Source organism: Brachybacterium sp. UNK5269, assembly GCF_049266655.1.
GTDB lineage: Bacteria > Actinomycetota > Actinomycetes > Actinomycetales > Dermabacteraceae > Brachybacterium.
On sequence record NZ_CP184883.1, the window covers coordinates 1030670 to 1046250 of the forward strand.

Sequence of the window (15581 nt, forward strand, 5' to 3'; positions counted from 1 at the left end):
TGGTGAGGAACGGTCACAGCCACCCCCCGTAGACTGGCCTGCGCCCCGCCCCCTCAGCCCTTCCCAGGAGCCCCTGTGCCGAGTTCTCCCCGCCCGGGGTCGTCCCGTCGGACCATGTCGACCGCGCTGCGCGAGGTCTATGCGGCGCTGCTCGAGCGCGCCCCGGAGAACCGGATCGAGCCGGACCTGACGCGGATCACGCGCGTGATGGAGCTGATGGGGGACCCGCAGAACTCGTATCGCTCGATCCGCATCGCGGGCACCAACGGCAAGACCACCACCGCCCGGATCCTGGAACGGATCCTGCACGAGGCCGGCCTGCGCACCGGACGGACCACCAGCCCCCACCTGCACTCGCCGGTGGAGCGGATCGCGATCGACGGCACCTCGATCGACGAGGAGGGGTTCCTCCAGGCCTACTACGACGTCGAGCCGTTCGCGGCGATCGTGGACGCCGAGCAGGAGGCCGCCGGGGGAGTGCGGCTGACCTACTTCGAGTACCTGACGGCCATGAGCTTCCAGGCCTTCGCCTCCGCCCCCGTGGACGTCGCCGTGGTCGAGACCGGCCTCGGCGGGACCTGGGACGCCACCGGGGTGGTGACCCCCGACGTCGCCGTCATCACCCCCATCTCCCTGGACCACCAGGAGTACCTCGGCGAGACCGTCGCCGAGATCGCGGGGGAGAAGGCCGGGATCCTCACCGCGGATGCCACCGCGATCATCGCCTCCCAGCCCTACCAGGACGCGGCCGACGTGCTGCGCGAGCGCATCACCGAGCTCGGCGCCGAGGCGGCGCTCGAGGACCACCAGATCGGGGTGACCGCCCGCACCCCCGGCGTCGGCGGCCAGATGCTCACCCTGCAGGGCATCGCCGGACGCTACGAGGACGTCTTCCTCTCCCTGCTGGGCGAGCACCAGGCCGGCAACGCGCTGCTGGCCGTCGCTGCCGCGGAGGCCCTGCTCGGCGGCGGCAGCACCCCCTGGACGGGGAGCTGCTGAGCGCGGCCCTGTCCACCGTCACCTCCCCGGGGCGGGCCGAGGTGGTCCGGCAGGCGCCGACCATCCTGGTGGACGCCGCGCACAACCCCGCCGGCGCCCTCACCCTGGTCGAGACGGTGCGCGAGAACTTCCGCTTCACCCACACCGTCGGCCTGGTCGGCGTCCTGCAGGAGAAGGACGCCACCGAGATCCTCGCGGTCCTCGAACCGCTGCTGGACGTCGTGGTCGTCTCCCAGTCGACCTCGCCGCGCGCGATCCCCACCGACCAGCTCGCCGACATCGCCCGCGACGTCTTCGGCGACGAGGACCGGGTGGTCGAGGAGCCGATCCTGCCCGACGCGATCCAGGCCGCCGTCGACCTCGCCGACCGCGACGGCGGTCAGTTCGGCGGGGTGGTGGTGGCCGGCTCCGTGACCCTCGCCGGCGAGGTCCGCGACCTGCTCGGCGCCGCCGAGGAGGACTGACCATGGCGCTCGACCTGACCCCGTCCCCGCGCGCCCACGGCGCGCAGCGCATGTTCTCCGCGACCATCCTCGTGCTCGAGGCCTTCGTGGTGTTCTTCGCGGTGCTCGTCGCCCACCAGCTGGTTCCCGGCGATCGCGCCCTGACCTGGGCGTGGGGACTGGCGACGGCGCTCGCCCTGGTCGCCTGCTCCGGTGTGCTGAGGCGCGGCGCCTGGCCCTACTGGCTGGGCCTGGCACTGCAGCTGCCCGTCATCCTGCTCGGCATCCAGGTGCCGGCGATGTGGGTGCTGGGGATCGGCTTCGCCGCGCTGTACGCCTACGGCGCGATCAAGGGCCACCAGCTCGATCGGGAGAAGGACGCCGTCGATGCCGCGGTCCGGGCGGCGGAGGGCGACGCGCCCGACGCCACCGCCTGAGCCGGACCGGATCCCGGGCCGCGGTGCCGGCAGCACCCGCCGTCGTGGGTACCCTGGGGTCATGACCGCACAGCGCACCCTCGTCCTGCTCAAGCCCGACGCCGTCCAGCGCGGCCTGCGCGGGGAGATCATCCGCCGCATCGAGGCGAAGGGGTACGGGATCCTCGCCCTCGCCCAGCGCACCGCCACCTCCGAGGAGCTGGCCGCGCACTACGCCGAGCACGAGGGCAAGCCCTTCTACCCCGGCCTCGTGGAGTACATGGGCGCAGCGCCGCTGGTCGCCCTGGTCCTCGAGGGCGTCAACGTGATCCCGGGCTTCCGCTCGCTGGCCGGCGCCACCAACCCCACCCAGGCGGCGCCCGGCACCATCCGCGGCGATCTCGCCTGCGAGCAGGACCTCCCCGTCATCCAGAACCTCGTGCACGGCTCCGACTCCGAGGAGTCCGCCGCCCGCGAGATCGGCATCTGGTTCCCCGAGCTCGGCTGAGCGGATGTGACGCGCGCCGCCGCGGACCCTCCCGCCGCAGCCCCGCCGCGGCAGGCACACTGAAGGCATGGATCTGCCCCTCGTCGTGATCGTCTTCATGGCCCTCGCCCTGCTGGTGTCGATCGGTGTGATGGTCCTGGTCGCCCTGCCCAACCTGCGCGATGCCGAGGACGAGCGCCGGCCGGCGGACCGCCGACACTCCTCCCGCACCCGGCGCTGAGCGCCGGACCGGACCCCGGTCGACCCGGTCCGGGCAGCAGCCAGGCAGCCCCCTACACTGACAGCTGTCCTCGCCGCATCGTCGGCTTCCCCGATCCCGGAGGTGACCCGTGGACCCCAATGACATCCTCGCCCTGATAGCCGGTGGCGGTGGCGGCGTCCTCGTGATCGGCGCCGGCGCCTGGGCCTATCTCCGCGCCCGGGGCAGGAAGGCCTCGGACCAGCGCACCCCGCCGCGCGACGCCGACGACGCCCCCTCGCGCGCCGCGACCGCGGTCAAGGAGCGCCCCACGGCCCCCACCTGGGCCGACACCCTCTCGGCCCCCGCCCCGCCGGCGCCCGCCACGGACCGGCCCGCCGCGGAGGCCCCCGCCGACCGCGCCCCGGCCGCGCCGGCCGCGGACACCGCCGCGGAGACCGGCGCCGCCGCCCCCGAGCAGACGGCCCCGGCCGACGGGACCCCCGGCCCCGCCGGTGCGACCGCCGCCCCCGCTCCGGCGGACACCGCCCCGGCCGATGCGACCCCCGCCCCGGCGCCCACGCCACCGGAGGCGACCGGGACCGACGCCGCACCCTCGACCCCCGCCCCCTCGACCCAGGCCGCTCCCGCGGGGCCGGTGATCGAGACGCCCGAGGCCCCGGCCGACCGCATGGTGCGGCTGCGCGAGCGGCTCTCCCGCTCCGGCTCCCTCGGCCGCGGCATCCTCACCCTGCTCACCCGTGGCACCGTCGACGAGGGGACCTGGGACGAGATCGAGGAGACGCTGCTGCTGGCGGACCTCGGCCCCGACGCCACCGACGAGATGCTGGAGAACCTGCGCCGTCGCATGCAGGTGCTCGGCAGCGACGATCCCGCCGCGGTGCGCGAGGCGCTGCGGGAGGAGCTGCTGGCCCTGGTGGACCCGAGCCTGGACCGCCGCCTGGCGGCCACCCGCCGCGAGGCGCCCGACGGCACCGAGGTGCCGTCGGTGGTCCTGATGGTCGGCGTCAACGGCACCGGCAAGACCACCACCGTCGGCAAGCTGGCCCGGGTGCTGGTCGCCGCCGAGCGCACCGTCGTGCTCGGCGCGGCCGACACCTTCCGCGCCGCGGCCGCCGACCAGCTCGCCACCTGGGGCTCCCGCGTCGGCGTCGACACCGTGCGCTCGGACCGCGACGGCGCCGACCCCGCCGCGGTCGCCTTCGACGCCGTCAAGGAGGGCATCGCCCAGGGCGTCGACGTGGTCATCATCGACACCGCCGGCCGCCTGCAGAACAAGAAGGGCCTGATGGACGAGCTCGGCAAGGTGCGCCGGGTGGCCGAGAAGGGCCTGCACGGCGACAGCGTCGCCGAGGTGCTCCTGGTCATCGACGCCACCACCGGGCAGAACGGCATGCAGCAGGCGCGGGTCTTCTCCGAGGCGGTGCACATCACCGGCATCGTGCTGACCAAGCTCGACGGCACCGCCAAGGGCGGAATCGTCGTCAACGTCCAGCGCGAGCTCGGCGTCCCGGTCAAGCTGGTGGGCCTCGGCGAGGGGATGGACGACCTCACGCCCTTCGACGCCCACGGCTTCGTCGACGCCCTGCTCGAGGGCTGAGCCCGTCCCCGGCCGCCGCCGACCCCTCTCACGGACCCCTCGCCCCGCCCCGGGCGGGGGTTCCGTCGTCCCCGGGACGTCCACCCGCCGGGACCCCGTGTCACGAAAAGGTCACGGCGGCTTCTCGGCATAGGTGGGGGACGGCGCGGACTGCACGATGTGGCCACGGCCCGCACGGCCGTTCGGCCCCGGCACGCAGACGCGACCGGGGGCCGGCCCCCCTCCACCAGGAGCCGACATGGAGCCCTTCACCCTCGACACCGGAGCGACCGCCTGGATCCTCACCAGCGCCGCCCTGGTGCTGCTCATGACCCCGGGCCTCGCCCTCTTCTACGGCGGCATGGTGCGCGCCCGCACGGTGCTGAACATGATGCTGATGTCCTTCAGCGCGATCGCCGTGGTCGCCATCGCCTGGACCGTCGCCGGCTACTCGATCGCCTTCGGCACCGATATCGGCGGGGTGCTCGGCAACCCCCTGGACCACCTGGGCCTGGCCGGCACCGACGAGCAGTCCCTGCTCGGCGGCAGCGGCGTGCCGTTCCTGGTGGCCGCCGGCTTCCAGATGACCTTCGCGATCATCTCCACCGCGCTGATCTCGGGCGCGATCGCCGACCGCGTCAAGCTCGGCACCTGGCTGGTCTTCGCCGCCCTCTGGGTGCTGGTGGTGTACGCACCGCTGGCGCACATGGTCTGGGGCGGCGGCCTGCTGGGCGCCGACGGACCCTTCGCGGCGATCGCCGAGCCCGTCGACTTCGCCGGCGGCACCGTGGTCCACATCAACGCCGGCGTCGCCGGTCTGGTGCTCGCCCTCGTCGTCGGCGCCCGCAAGGGCTTCGGCCGGGAGCCGATGAAGCCGCACAACCTGCCGCTGGTCATGCTCGGCGCCGCGCTGCTGTGGTTCGGCTGGTTCGGCTTCAACGGCGGCTCCGCCGGCACGGCCGACGCCACCGCGGGCCTGGCCTGGGTCAACACCACCGTCGCCACCGCCGGCGCCATGCTCGGCTGGGCGCTGGTGGAGCGGATCCGCGACCGCCACATCACCTCCCTCGGCATGGCCTCCGGCGTCGTCGCGGGCCTGGTCGCGATCACCCCGGCCGCGGCCGCGCTGAGCCCGCTCACCTCGATCGTGCTGGGCCTGGTCGCCGGGCTCGCCTGCGCCCTCGCCGTCGGCCTGAAGTACCGCTTCGGGATCGACGACTCCCTCGACGTGGTCGGCGTCCACCTGGTGGGCGGACTGGTCGGCACGATCGCCATCGGCTTCCTCGCGGCCGACGGGGGGCTGCTGTTCGGCGGCGGGGTGAGCCTGCTGCTGGTCCAGGTGCTGGTGGCCTTGGCCGCGATGGTCTTCTCCGGGGTGCTCACCGCGGTGATCGCGCTGGCCCTGAAGTACACGCTGGGCTGGCGGGTCACCGAGGCGGACGAGCGCGCCGGGATCGACATCACCCAGCACGCCGAGGCCGGATACGATCTGGCCGGCGCCCTGGCCTCCCGCCGGGAGCGCCCGACCGGTCCCAGCCCCGTGCCGTTCCCGTCCGACCCGGACGACGCGGAACCCCGCAACCCCGCCCCCGCGACCCCCACCGGCACACCGGTCGACGCCGGCTCCGCCCCGGTCACCACAGGAGAGACCCGATGAAGCTCATCACCGCCGTCATCCAGCCGCACGCCCTGCAGGCGGTCACCGACTCCCTGCGCGAGTACGGGGTCAGCGGGATCACCGTGACCGAGGTCGCCGGCCACGGCCGCCAGGGCGGGCACACCGAGGTCTACCGGGGCGCCGAGTACACCATCGACACCATCCCCAAGATCAAGCTCGAGGTGCTCGCCGAGGAGATCGACGAGCCCGCGATCATCGACCTGGTGGTCGCCGCCTCCCGCACCGGCAGGATCGGGGACGGCAAGGTCTGGACCACCGACGTCGGCACCGTGGTGCGGGTCCGCACCGGGGAACGGGGGGCGGATGCCCTCTGAGGTGTTCTCCTCCCGCCGGATCACCCAGGTGCTCCACGAGGGCTTCGCGGACCCTGCCGCCGGTCCCTCCCGCAGGGTCGCCCAGTCCGATCTCGTCGACGACTGGCTGCGCGAGCTGTGGGAGCGGGCCGGCGCCCCCGCGTCCGGCGCCGGGGCGGCGCTGGCCGCCATCGGCTCGCTCGGACGGCGCTCGCTGGGGCCGGGCAGCGACCTCGACCTGGTGCTGCTGCTGGATCTTGAGCACGTGGACCAGGCCGAGGCGGAGCGCCTCGCCAGCGCCCTGTGGTACCCGATCTGGGACTCCGGCACCGCCCTGGACCACTCCGTGCGCAGCCCCGCCGAGTGCGAGGAGGTCGCCCGGAAGGACCTGCGCGCCGCGATCTCCCTGCTGGACCTGCGCGTGGTCGCGGGCGACGCCGAGCTCGTCGAGGACACCGCGACGCGGCTGCGCGCCCAGTGGCGCCGGGAGGCCCGCCGCCGGGTGGGGGAGCTGGTGGACCTCGCCACCGACCGCGGCCGCCACCACGGCTCGCTCGCCCACTCCACGGAGCCGAACCTCAAGTCGGATCGCGGTGGCCTGCGGGACGTGACCGTCATCAGGGCCCTCGCCGAGAGCTGGCTCGCCGACCATGACCACGAGGTGGTCGACGCCGCGGCCCGCACCCTGCGCGATGCCCGCGATGCGCTGCAGGCCGTGACCGGCTCGTCCGGCACCCGGCTGGGACGCGCCGACCAGGACTCGGTCGCCGCGCTCACCGGCCATGCCACGGCCGACGACCACCACGCAGTGCTGGCCGAGGCCGCCCGGGCCGTGACCTGGGAGCTGCACCGCGCGGTGCGCGCCGCCGAGGCGGCCATCGCCCCCGGCGGCGTCGCCACCCGCGGCCTCGGCGCCGAGCGCCGCCCCGCCCTGACCCGCCTGCCCCACGGCGTGCTGGTCCAGTCCGGGGAGGTCTCCGTGGATCCCGACTCCCGGGACCTGCTGCGGGACGTCGCGGCGGTGCGCCACGCCGCCACCACCGGGCTGCCGCTCGCCGACGCCACCCTGGCCCGGATGGCCGAGTCGCCCGTCGGCCCCCTGCTGCCCGCCCAGCGCGACGTGCTGGTCGACGCCCTCGCCGGGGAGCACCTCGCCGACGTCTACGAGGCGCTCGACGTGAAGGGCATCTTCGCCCGCTGGGTGCCGGGCTGGATGGAGGTCCGCAACCGCCCGCAGCGCTCCGCCGTGCACCGCTTCACCGTGGACCGCCACCAGATCGAGACCGTCCTCCAGGCGCAGCGGTTCCTGCCCCACGTCAGCCGCCCCGACCTGCTGCTGGTCACCGCCCTGCTGCACGACCTCGGCAAGCGCCCCGGCGCCCGGGACCATGCCGTCGAGGGGGCCCCGCTGGCCGAGGCCGCCGCCCGCCACCTCGGCTTCCCCAAGGCCGATGCCCGGGCGGTGGGCCGGCTGGTGCGCGAGCACCTCACCCTGGTGGGTCTGGCCACCGGCCGCGACCTCGCCGACCCCGCCACCCTGCGCGAACTGCTGGACGCGGTGGAGGAGGACCTCACGCTGCTGGAGATCCTGCGCGCCCTCACCGAGGCCGACGCGATCGCCGCCGGCCCCTCGGCCTGGTCCAGCTGGCGCGCCGACCTCGTCGACCACCTGACGGGCCTGGCGCGGAACGCCCTCAGCGGCACCGCGACCGCCCCGCACGCCGCGCTGGCCCCGCAGCGCGCGGTGCAGGAGGCGGTGCTGGCCGCGGTGCGGCGCAGCGGCAGCGCCCAGGTGCTCTACCCCGCCCACCTCGACGAGGAGCCGATCTCCCAGATCTGCCTGGGCGCCCCCGACGGCGCCGGGGTGTTCGCGGCCATGGCCCGGGTGCTGGTGCGGCTGCGCTTGGACGTGCACAGCGCGGTGGTGATGACCCTGGACGGCGTGGCCGTGAACACCTGGTGGGTCGCCGGCGCACCCGCCGACCTCCCGCACCCCTCGGTGGTGCGCACCGCGCTGGACCGCGAGCTGAGCCGCCGCGACCGGGCGGACGCCCGGGTGCTCGAGCTGCCGCCCGCCCCGCCGCCGCGCACCACCGAGGACACCCCGGTGGTGACCCTGCTGCCCGGGGCCTCCCGCGAGGCCACCGTGGTGCAGGTCAACGCCCGCAACCGTCCCAGCCTGCTGGCCGACGTGGCCGGGGTGATCGCCGATCACCGGCTGCAGGTGCGCAGCGCCCATGTGATGACCCTGGGCCGGCGGGCCGTGGACGTGCTGTACCTGACCGACCAGCACGGGCGGGCGCTGGACCCGCCGAGCGTGGGACGGATCGTGGCCGCCCTGATGGAGGCCGCGGCCACCTGAGCGGCGCCGGGCGCCGGAGGTGGCCTGCGTCTCCTGTGGCGCTGACCGCGCATCCTGGGGCGGAGGAGCCCGGCGCACTACACTGATGCGGTCCATACGACCAGGGGGAAGCACTTCGTGTTCAACAACCTCTCCGATCGCATCACAGCGTCGCTGAAGGGTCTGCGCGGCCACGGCCGCCTCACCGAGGCGGACGTCGACAAGACGATCCGCGAGATCCGTCGAGCCCTGCTCGACGCCGACGTCGCCGTCTCGGTGGTGCGCGAGTTCACCGGCCGGGTCCGTGAGCGGGCGCTGGGCGAAGAGGTCTCCAAGGCGCTCAACCCCGCCCAGCAGGTCGTCAAGATCGTCAACGACGAGCTGGTGGCGATCCTCGGCGGCGCGACTGGCGAGCTGGGCTGGGCCAAGAACCCCCCGACGGTGATCATGCTGGCCGGCCTCCAGGGCGCCGGCAAGACCACCCTCGCCGGCAAGCTCGCGAAGTGGATGAAGGGCGAGGGTCACACCCCGCTGCTGGTCGCCGCCGACCTCCAGCGCCCCAACGCCGTGAACCAGCTGCAGATCGTCGGCGAACGGGCCGGGGTGCCGGTGTTCGCCCCCGAGCCCGGCAACGGCGTCGGCAATCCGGTGCTGGTGGCGATGAACGGCGTCTCCACCGCCCAGTTCCAGCAGCACGACGTGGTCATCGTCGACACCGCCGGCCGGCTCGGCATCGACGAGGAGATGATGCAGCAGGCGCGGGACATCCGCGACGCCGTCAACCCTCACGAGACCCTCTTCGTGGTCGACGCGATGATCGGTCAGGACGCCGCCCGGGTCGCCGAGGCGTTCCGCGACGGCGTCGGCTTCACCGGCGTGGTGCTGTCCAAGCTCGACGGTGACGCCCGGGGCGGCGCCGCGCTGTCGATCACCGGCGTCACCCAGCGCCCGATCCTGTTCGCCTCCACCGGTGAGAGCCTCGACGAGTTCGAGCGCTTCCACCCGGACCGCATGGCCAACCGCATCCTCGACATGGGTGACGTGCTCACCCTCATCGAGCAGGCCGAGAAGGCCTTCGACCACGCGGAGGCCGAGAAGGCGGCGGCCAAGCTCGCCTCCGGCGAGGACTTCACGCTCGAGGACTTCCTCACCCAGATGCAGCAGCTCAAGAACATGGGCAGCATCAAGAAGATGCTCGGCATGCTGCCGAACATGGGGCAGTACCGCGAGGCGCTCGAGAACTTCGACGAGTCCGAGATCGGCCGGGTCGAGGCGATCATCCGCTCGATGACGCCCGAGGAGCGCACCAACCCCAAGATCCTCAACGGCTCCCGCCGCAACCGCATCGCCAAGGGCTCCGGCACCACGGTCCAGCAGATCAACCAGCTGCTCGAGCGGTTCAAGCAGGCCCAGCAGATGATGAAGACCATGGGACGCGGCATGGCCGGCGGCGGGATGCCCGCGATGCCCGGCGGCCCCGGCATGGGGATGGGCAAGAAGTCCCGCGGCAAGCAGGTCGCGCAGAAGCAGGGCAAGAAGCCCAAGTCCAAGAACCCCGCCAAGGCCGCCCGCGAACAGGCCGAGGCCGCGAAGAAGGCCGCCGCCGGGCAGGGCGGTTCGGCCTTCGGCGGCGCCGCCGCACCGGGCGCTCCCGATCTCGCGGACTTCGACCCCAGCCAGCTGCCGCCGGAGATGCAGAAGCTGCTCGGCGGGAAGTGAGCCGCCGGGCGGCTGCTCCGGCGGCCGGGCCGGTGCGCCGGTGCCCGCCTGCTCCCGCCGGTGCGTCGGGCGCTCTGAAGGCTGAGCCGGGCGCTGCCGTGCCGGTCGGACGCAGAATGGTCGAGAAAGGTGCCACATTTCTGGCACCTCTTGCAACCAGGCGGTGGTGCAGCCCGAGCCGGCGGCACCGGGCCCGGATAAGTACCAGGATCGTGGCACCTTTTCGGGCCGGGCGGCCGACGGCTGACGCCGGCATCACCCCCGATGTGGCTCCCGACGTCCGGTGCGGAGCTGCTCGTACCCTGCTGCGGGCCGCCGCAACGGGCGTGCCCGTCGGCTCACGCGCGCAGGCGCCTCGCGGAACGGCTCCTGGGCTCAGCGATCCTCCCCACGAGGCGGCCGTCCACATCAGTACGGCCCAGCGAACTGGCGTCGGCATCGGCCTCTACGGTCGCGGCCATGAGCCTGCGACCCGCCGATCTGCGCACGGACCGCGTCTACGCCCGCGCGACGCTGCTCGACCAGGGGATGCATCGTCGGCAGCTCGCCTCCGCGGCGATGACCCGGGTGTTCCCCGGCTGGTGGATGCGAGCGGACGCGCAGCCCGCGCTGAGCACGCTCGCGGAGGTGTTCCAGCACTCCATCCGGCCGGGCGCCGTGATCAGCCACGAGACGGCGGCCGAGCTCTTCGGGTTCCCGCTGCCCCGAGCGATGACCCGGCAGGGAGGGGCCCCGCTGCACTGCCGAGGACCCGAGAGCCGTGGGCGAGCCAGCGGCGGCCTCGTCGTGGTGCATCGCCCGGCCGCGGCGCCGACGATCCGGCTCGACGGCATCACCATGTCCCATCCGCTGGTCGCCCTGCAGGAGCTGGCACCGCGTCTCGCGCCGGTCGACCTGGTCGTCTGCCTGGACGCTCTCGCCGCTGACCAGAATGGCACTCGTGAGCGGATGCGGATCCCGCAGATCGAGCAGTTCCTCGGCACCATGAGCGGCCGGGGAGTCCCCGCTCTGCGCCGCGCGCTGCCGGCGGTGCGGGAGCGGTCCTGGTCGCCGATGGAGACGCGGCTGCGACTGCTGCTCCGCAGCCGTGGGTATCCGGAGCCGGAGCTGAATCTCAAGGTGTGCGATCCGGTGACCGGGACCGTCTACTTCATCGATCTCGCCTATCCCGACGAGAGGATCGCGATCGAGTACGACGGGGATGAGCACCGGACGAACCGACAGCGCTGGCGCGATGACCTCCAGAGGAGCGCGGCCCTTCAGCGCATGGGCTGGTCGCTGCATCGCCTGACGATGGCCGACTACCTGAGACCGGGCGAGGTCCTGGCCGGCCTCGACCATGCCCTCCGCGAGGCTCGACGCAACGGGCGGTGATCAGCGACCGTGCCGATGCGGGTGGAACCCGGACGGTGCTGCGCCATCGGTGCTCCCCCTCCTCGCCCGGTGGGGTACGAGCTGACCATCGACGCGCGTGGACGCGAAAGGTGCCATCTGAGTGGTACTTTTCGAAGCCGGGCCACGGGCGGACGTCGTACCGGCCCATGTGGACGCGAAAGGTGCCATCCGGGCGGTACCTTTTCGTGCCACGTCGTGCCACGTCGTGCCACGTCAAGCCACTTCGTGCCACGTCGAGCCACGGGTGCGCCGGCCGGCCCGCCCGCGCCCACCCGGGCCCGCTCGAGCCGCCCCGCCGGCTGCGACCGTGTCGGTCCGGTCCGGGACGGCCAGCCCCGCGGCCTCCTGCACCGCAGGAGCGCTCGCCGCTATGGTCGGCGCATGAGCATCGCCGCGACCCCGACCCCGACCGCCGCCGCCCCGGTCCTGCGCCTGACCGGTCCCGTCCTGCTCGGACCCGAGCAGGAGCTGCCCGGGGCCTGGGTGGTCGACGGCCGGATCCGTCATGAGCGCCCCGACCTGCCCCGCGGCGCCGAGATCATCGAGCTCGACGGCTTCGTGGTCCCCGGCCTCGCGGATCTCCACTGCCACGTCGGGATCGGCGACGACGGCGCCGGCACCACCCTGGAGGTCGCCCGTCAGCAGGCCCTGACCGACCGCGACACCGGGGTGCTGCTGATCCGCGACGCCGGCTCCATCATCGACACCTCCCCGCTGCAGCAGCAGCGGGACCTGCCGCGCCTGATCCGCTGCGGCCGCCACCTGGCCCGCACCCGCCGGTACCTGCGCGGCTACGCCGACGAGCTCGAGCCCGCGGACCTGCCCGCCGCGGTCGCCCGGGAAGCGGCGCGCGGCGACGGCTGGGTCAAGCTCGTCGGCGACTGGATCGATCGGGAGGTCGGCGACCTCACCCCGTGCTGGAGCGCCGAGGACTTCGCGGACGCCGCCCGGGCCGCGCATGACGCCGGCGCCCGCATCACCACCCACACCTTCGACGAGGCGACGCTGCCGCTCGCCCTCGACGCCGGATTCGACTGCCTCGAGCACGCCACCGGACTGACCGACGAGACCATCGCGCGCGCCGCCCAGACCAGCACCCCCGTGGTGACCACCCTGGTCAACGTCGGCGAGTTCGAGGCCTACGCCGCCCAGGGGGAGACGAAGTTCCCGGCCTACGCCGCGCACATGCGGCGGCTGCGGGAGGGACGCTACGACCGCACCCGCGATGCGCACGACGCCGGGGTGCCGCTGCTGGTGGGCACCGACGCCGGGGGAGTGCTCGGACACGGCATCGTCCACGACGAGCTCGACGAGCTCGCCCGGGCCGGGCTGACCGGCACTGAGATCCTGCAGGCCGCGGCCTGGGCCCCGCGCCGCTTCCTGGGGGTCGCGGGCCTCGAGGACGGCGCCCCGGCGGACCTGCTCCTCGTGCCCCGCGACCCCCGGTCCGACCATCGTGCGCTGCGCGATCGCACGCAGGTGGTGCTGGACGGCCGGGTGGTCGTCGGCAGCTGAGCGGCATCCCGGCGCGCCCCCTCCCGGCCATGTGCCCCGGTGCACAGCACGGAGGTGGTGCGACGGTCCGGATCCCTGGCATAATCGCCCCTGTATGCGTCCGGACCGGCCCTCTACCCGTCCGGGCACGACGCCCCGAGAACCGTCAGCGCCCGCATGACCCCACAGGCTGCGGCGGGACTCACCCGAACATCATTGAAGGAGAGTCCACCTACGTGGCTGTCAAGATCCGTCTGAAGCGCATGGGCAAGATCCGTGCACCGTTCTACCGCGTTGTCGTGGCCGATTCGCGCAAGAAGCGCGATGGCGCCGTGATCGAGGAGATCGGTCAGTACCACCCGACCGAGCACCCCTCCGTCATCGAGATCCAGTCCGAGCGCGCCCAGTACTGGCTCGGTGTCGGCGCACAGCCGACCGAGCAGGTCGCGGCGCTGCTCAAGGTGACCGGTGACTGGCAGAAGTTCAAGGGCGAGGGCGAGGGTGCCGGCACCCTCAAGTCCGCCGAGGTCAGGAAGACCGCCGAGGAGCTCATCGCCGACGCCGACAAGGCCGCCGCCGAGGCACGAGAGGGAGCGAAGATGTCCAAGCAGAAGAACGAGTCCGAGGAGAGCGCCGCGGAGGTCGAGCCGGGTTCCCAGGAGCCCGCCGCCGAGGGCGAGACCACCGAGGACGCCGAGGCCGCGACCACCGACGAGGCCTGAGATGAGCGCCCGCGCCGAAGCTCTCGATCACCTCGTCCGCGGCATCGTCGAGGACCCCGAGGCCGTGAGCGTCACCGAGAAGCCGACCCGCCGCGGCCCGCTGCTCGAGGTCCGGGTCGACCCCGCCGACCTCGGTCGCGTCATCGGCCGCTCCGGCCGCACCGCCCGTGCCCTGCGCACGGTCACCGCGGCTCTGTCGGAGGACGACGTGCGCGTCGACATCGTCGACGTCGACCGGCGCTGAGGTGCCCCGAAGGATCCCCAGGAGCGGCGCTGCCGACAGGACCGAGAGGTCCCGGCAGCGCCGCTCCCGCCGTTCCCGACCCGGTGCACGGCGGCTCGGCGCCGCCCTGCTCGGAGCGGCGATGCTGAGCGGCTGCACGGCCACCGCGGACGCCCCGGGGCGGTCCGGGACGACCGGGCCGGTCGAGGCCTCGGCCACGCCGGACCCCGCGCTCGGCGCCGCCTGCGCCGAGTTCTGGGGCGACCCCGACTACACCGACCCTCTCTCCCGGGTGGTCCTGGACCGGGCGGCCACCGCCGCCGACGTCGGCCCGTCGGACCCGTCCTTCTACGCCCTGACCGGTGACGACATCGAGGCCGCCTTCGCACAGGCACCCGCGGTGGCGCGCACGTCGGCGGGCGTGCTGGCCGACTGGTTCCGCACCGAGCCGGAGCAGGGCGCCGAGGCGGACCGGGCGGGCTTCCGCGCCGCCTGGGAGGGCGTGGCCGGCACCTGCCAGGACGTCTCCGCGGCCGCCGGCTGGGTCGTCGCCCCCGGCGCGGACGGCACCAAGCCCGCGACCCTGGTCTGCGCCGACGTGTTCGACACCCCCGGCACCCTGACCCGCTTCGGCAACGCCAACGTGCTGACCTCGAACATGTTCAAGCTGGTGGGGCTGGAGCCGCGCCAGGTCCCCGCCGACCGCACCGAGGACCTGCAGGCCACCGCGGATCTGCTCGCGGCTGAGATCGCCGCGGTCGACGACGGCGCCGTGCGCGCCGCGCTCGAGCCGGTGCGCGCCCCCTTCCAGCAGGCGCTGGACGGCGACACCTGGTCCGAGGGGCTGCGCGGACCGCTGACCGAGCTGGCCGCGGCCTGCGACGCGGCCGGTTACTCCTCGCCCGAGACCGGGGAGATCATCGACGGCGCCGACATCGGCGCCACCGCCGCCCGCCCGGGCGACACCGACCACGGAGGACAGGCATGAGCGCACTCGACGTGATCGTCGCGACCATCGGCAAGGCCCACGGACTGCGCGGGGAGGTGGCGCTGAACCTGCGCACCGACCAGCCGGAGGAGCGACTGCAGCCCGGCACCAGCTTCGAGGTCGAGGACGGCGGCCGCCCCCGCGCCCTCACCGTGCGCAGCGTCCGCGCCCAGCAGAACCGCTGGTACGTCAGCTTCGAGGAGGTCGCCGACCGCACCGAGGCGGAGGCCCTGCGGGGCGTCGAGCTGTCGGTCGCGGTCGACGCCGAGGAGGAGAGCGACGAGGACCCCGATGCCTGGTACCCCTCCCAGCTCAAGGGCCTGGCCGTCCGGCACGTCGACGGCCGCGAGCTCGGCACCGTCGTCGGCATCGAGCACTACCCGGCCCAGGACCTGCTGATCGTGCGCACCGGTGACGGTCGCCGCGTGCAGCTGCCCCTGGTCGAGCAGCTCGTGCCCGAGGTCGACCTCGAGAACGCGGTCGTGCTCGCCGACCCGCCGGGCGGGCTGTTCGACGCCCTGCCCGAGGACGAGCAGGGACCGGAGCCGGAGACCTCGGCGCCGCCGAGGAAGCGGCGCTGAGCC

The 15581-nt window shown here is 74.0% G+C and carries 14 protein-coding genes and 1 pseudogene; all 15 read left to right on the top strand.

The window, feature by feature from the left end:
* Positions 1-114: 114 nt before the first annotated feature.
* A pseudogene (locus ACOJUI_RS04710) lies at positions 115-1463 on the top strand (bifunctional folylpolyglutamate synthase/dihydrofolate synthase).
* 2 nt (positions 1464-1465) lie between these two features.
* The gene (locus ACOJUI_RS04715) at positions 1466-1879 is read left to right on the top strand and encodes a DUF4233 domain-containing protein (RefSeq protein WP_422116936.1); all 414 of its coding nucleotides are present in this window, start codon (positions 1466-1468) and stop codon (positions 1877-1879) included.
* A 61-nt stretch (positions 1880-1940) separates the two neighbouring features.
* Entirely contained in the window at positions 1941-2366 is a 426-nt protein-coding gene (ndk, locus tag ACOJUI_RS04720) for a nucleoside-diphosphate kinase (RefSeq protein WP_422116937.1), read from the top strand.
* Between the two features lie 67 nt (positions 2367-2433).
* The gene (locus ACOJUI_RS04725; protein ID WP_422116938.1) at positions 2434-2586 is read left to right on the top strand and encodes a hypothetical protein; all 153 of its coding nucleotides are present in this window, start codon (positions 2434-2436) and stop codon (positions 2584-2586) included.
* 109 nt (positions 2587-2695) lie between these two features.
* Entirely contained in the window at positions 2696-4165 is a 1470-nt protein-coding gene (ftsY, locus tag ACOJUI_RS04730; protein ID WP_422116939.1) for a signal recognition particle-docking protein FtsY, read from the top strand.
* Between the two features lie 238 nt (positions 4166-4403).
* Positions 4404-5801 carry an ammonium transporter gene (locus ACOJUI_RS04735; protein WP_422116940.1) on the top strand — a complete coding sequence of 466 codons (1398 nt, stop codon included), beginning with the start codon at positions 4404-4406 and terminating at the stop codon, positions 5799-5801.
* Positions 5798-6136 carry a P-II family nitrogen regulator gene (locus tag ACOJUI_RS04740; protein ID WP_422116941.1) on the top strand — a complete coding sequence of 113 codons (339 nt, stop codon included), beginning with the start codon at positions 5798-5800 and terminating at the stop codon, positions 6134-6136. The genes ACOJUI_RS04735 and ACOJUI_RS04740 overlap by 4 nt, the downstream gene beginning before the upstream one ends.
* Complete coding sequence (locus tag ACOJUI_RS04745; RefSeq protein WP_422116942.1) at positions 6126-8477, top strand: HD domain-containing protein; 2352 nt, start codon at positions 6126-6128, stop codon at positions 8475-8477. Before ACOJUI_RS04740 ends, ACOJUI_RS04745 begins: the two co-directional genes overlap by 11 nt.
* A gap of 117 nt (positions 8478-8594) precedes the next feature.
* Complete coding sequence (gene ffh / locus ACOJUI_RS04750) at positions 8595-10175, top strand: signal recognition particle protein (protein ID WP_422116943.1); 1581 nt, start codon at positions 8595-8597, stop codon at positions 10173-10175.
* 459 nt (positions 10176-10634) lie between these two features.
* The gene (locus tag ACOJUI_RS04755; protein WP_422116944.1) at positions 10635-11549 is read left to right on the top strand and encodes an endonuclease domain-containing protein; all 915 of its coding nucleotides are present in this window, start codon (positions 10635-10637) and stop codon (positions 11547-11549) included.
* Between the two features lie 402 nt (positions 11550-11951).
* Entirely contained in the window at positions 11952-13085 is a 1134-nt protein-coding gene (locus ACOJUI_RS04760) for an amidohydrolase family protein (RefSeq protein WP_422116945.1), read from the top strand.
* 215 nt (positions 13086-13300) lie between these two features.
* Entirely contained in the window at positions 13301-13786 is a 486-nt protein-coding gene (gene rpsP / locus ACOJUI_RS04765; RefSeq protein ID WP_422116946.1) for a 30S ribosomal protein S16, read from the top strand.
* Position 13787: 1 nt separating this feature from the next.
* Positions 13788-14030: an RNA-binding protein gene (locus tag ACOJUI_RS04770; protein ID WP_422116947.1), complete on the top strand. Its 243-nt coding sequence runs from the start codon at positions 13788-13790 to the stop codon at positions 14028-14030.
* Positions 14031-14151: 121 nt separating this feature from the next.
* On the top strand, positions 14152-14997 hold the full coding sequence (locus tag ACOJUI_RS04775; protein ID WP_422116948.1) for a hypothetical protein: 846 nt from the start codon (positions 14152-14154) through the stop codon (positions 14995-14997).
* Entirely contained in the window at positions 14994-15578 is a 585-nt protein-coding gene (gene rimM / locus ACOJUI_RS04780) for a ribosome maturation factor RimM (protein ID WP_422116949.1), read from the top strand. The genes ACOJUI_RS04775 and rimM overlap by 4 nt, the downstream gene beginning before the upstream one ends.
* Positions 15579-15581: the final 3 nt, after the last annotated feature.

Excerpts from the sequence above, each read along its gene's own strand:
- ACOJUI_RS04735 (WP_422116940.1), top strand. The coding sequence starts at position 4,404 with ATGGAGCCCTTCACCCTCGACACCGGAGCGACCGCCTGGATCCTCACC.
- ACOJUI_RS04740 (WP_422116941.1), top strand. The coding sequence starts at position 5,798 with ATGAAGCTCATCACCGCCGTCATCCAGCCGCACGCCCTGCAGGCGGTC.
- ndk (WP_422116937.1), top strand. The coding sequence starts at position 1,941 with ATGACCGCACAGCGCACCCTCGTCCTGCTCAAGCCCGACGCCGTCCAG.
- ACOJUI_RS04760 (WP_422116945.1), top strand. The coding sequence starts at position 11,952 with ATGAGCATCGCCGCGACCCCGACCCCGACCGCCGCCGCCCCGGTCCTG.
- ACOJUI_RS04715 (WP_422116936.1), top strand. The coding sequence starts at position 1,466 with ATGGCGCTCGACCTGACCCCGTCCCCGCGCGCCCACGGCGCGCAGCGC.
- rimM (WP_422116949.1), top strand. The coding sequence starts at position 14,994 with ATGAGCGCACTCGACGTGATCGTCGCGACCATCGGCAAGGCCCACGGA.
- ACOJUI_RS04770 (WP_422116947.1), top strand. The coding sequence starts at position 13,788 with ATGAGCGCCCGCGCCGAAGCTCTCGATCACCTCGTCCGCGGCATCGTC.
- ACOJUI_RS04745 (WP_422116942.1), top strand. The coding sequence starts at position 6,126 with ATGCCCTCTGAGGTGTTCTCCTCCCGCCGGATCACCCAGGTGCTCCAC.
- ACOJUI_RS04725 (WP_422116938.1), top strand. The coding sequence starts at position 2,434 with ATGGATCTGCCCCTCGTCGTGATCGTCTTCATGGCCCTCGCCCTGCTG.
- ACOJUI_RS04755 (WP_422116944.1), top strand. The coding sequence starts at position 10,635 with ATGAGCCTGCGACCCGCCGATCTGCGCACGGACCGCGTCTACGCCCGC.
- ACOJUI_RS04775 (WP_422116948.1), top strand. The coding sequence starts at position 14,152 with ATGCTGAGCGGCTGCACGGCCACCGCGGACGCCCCGGGGCGGTCCGGG.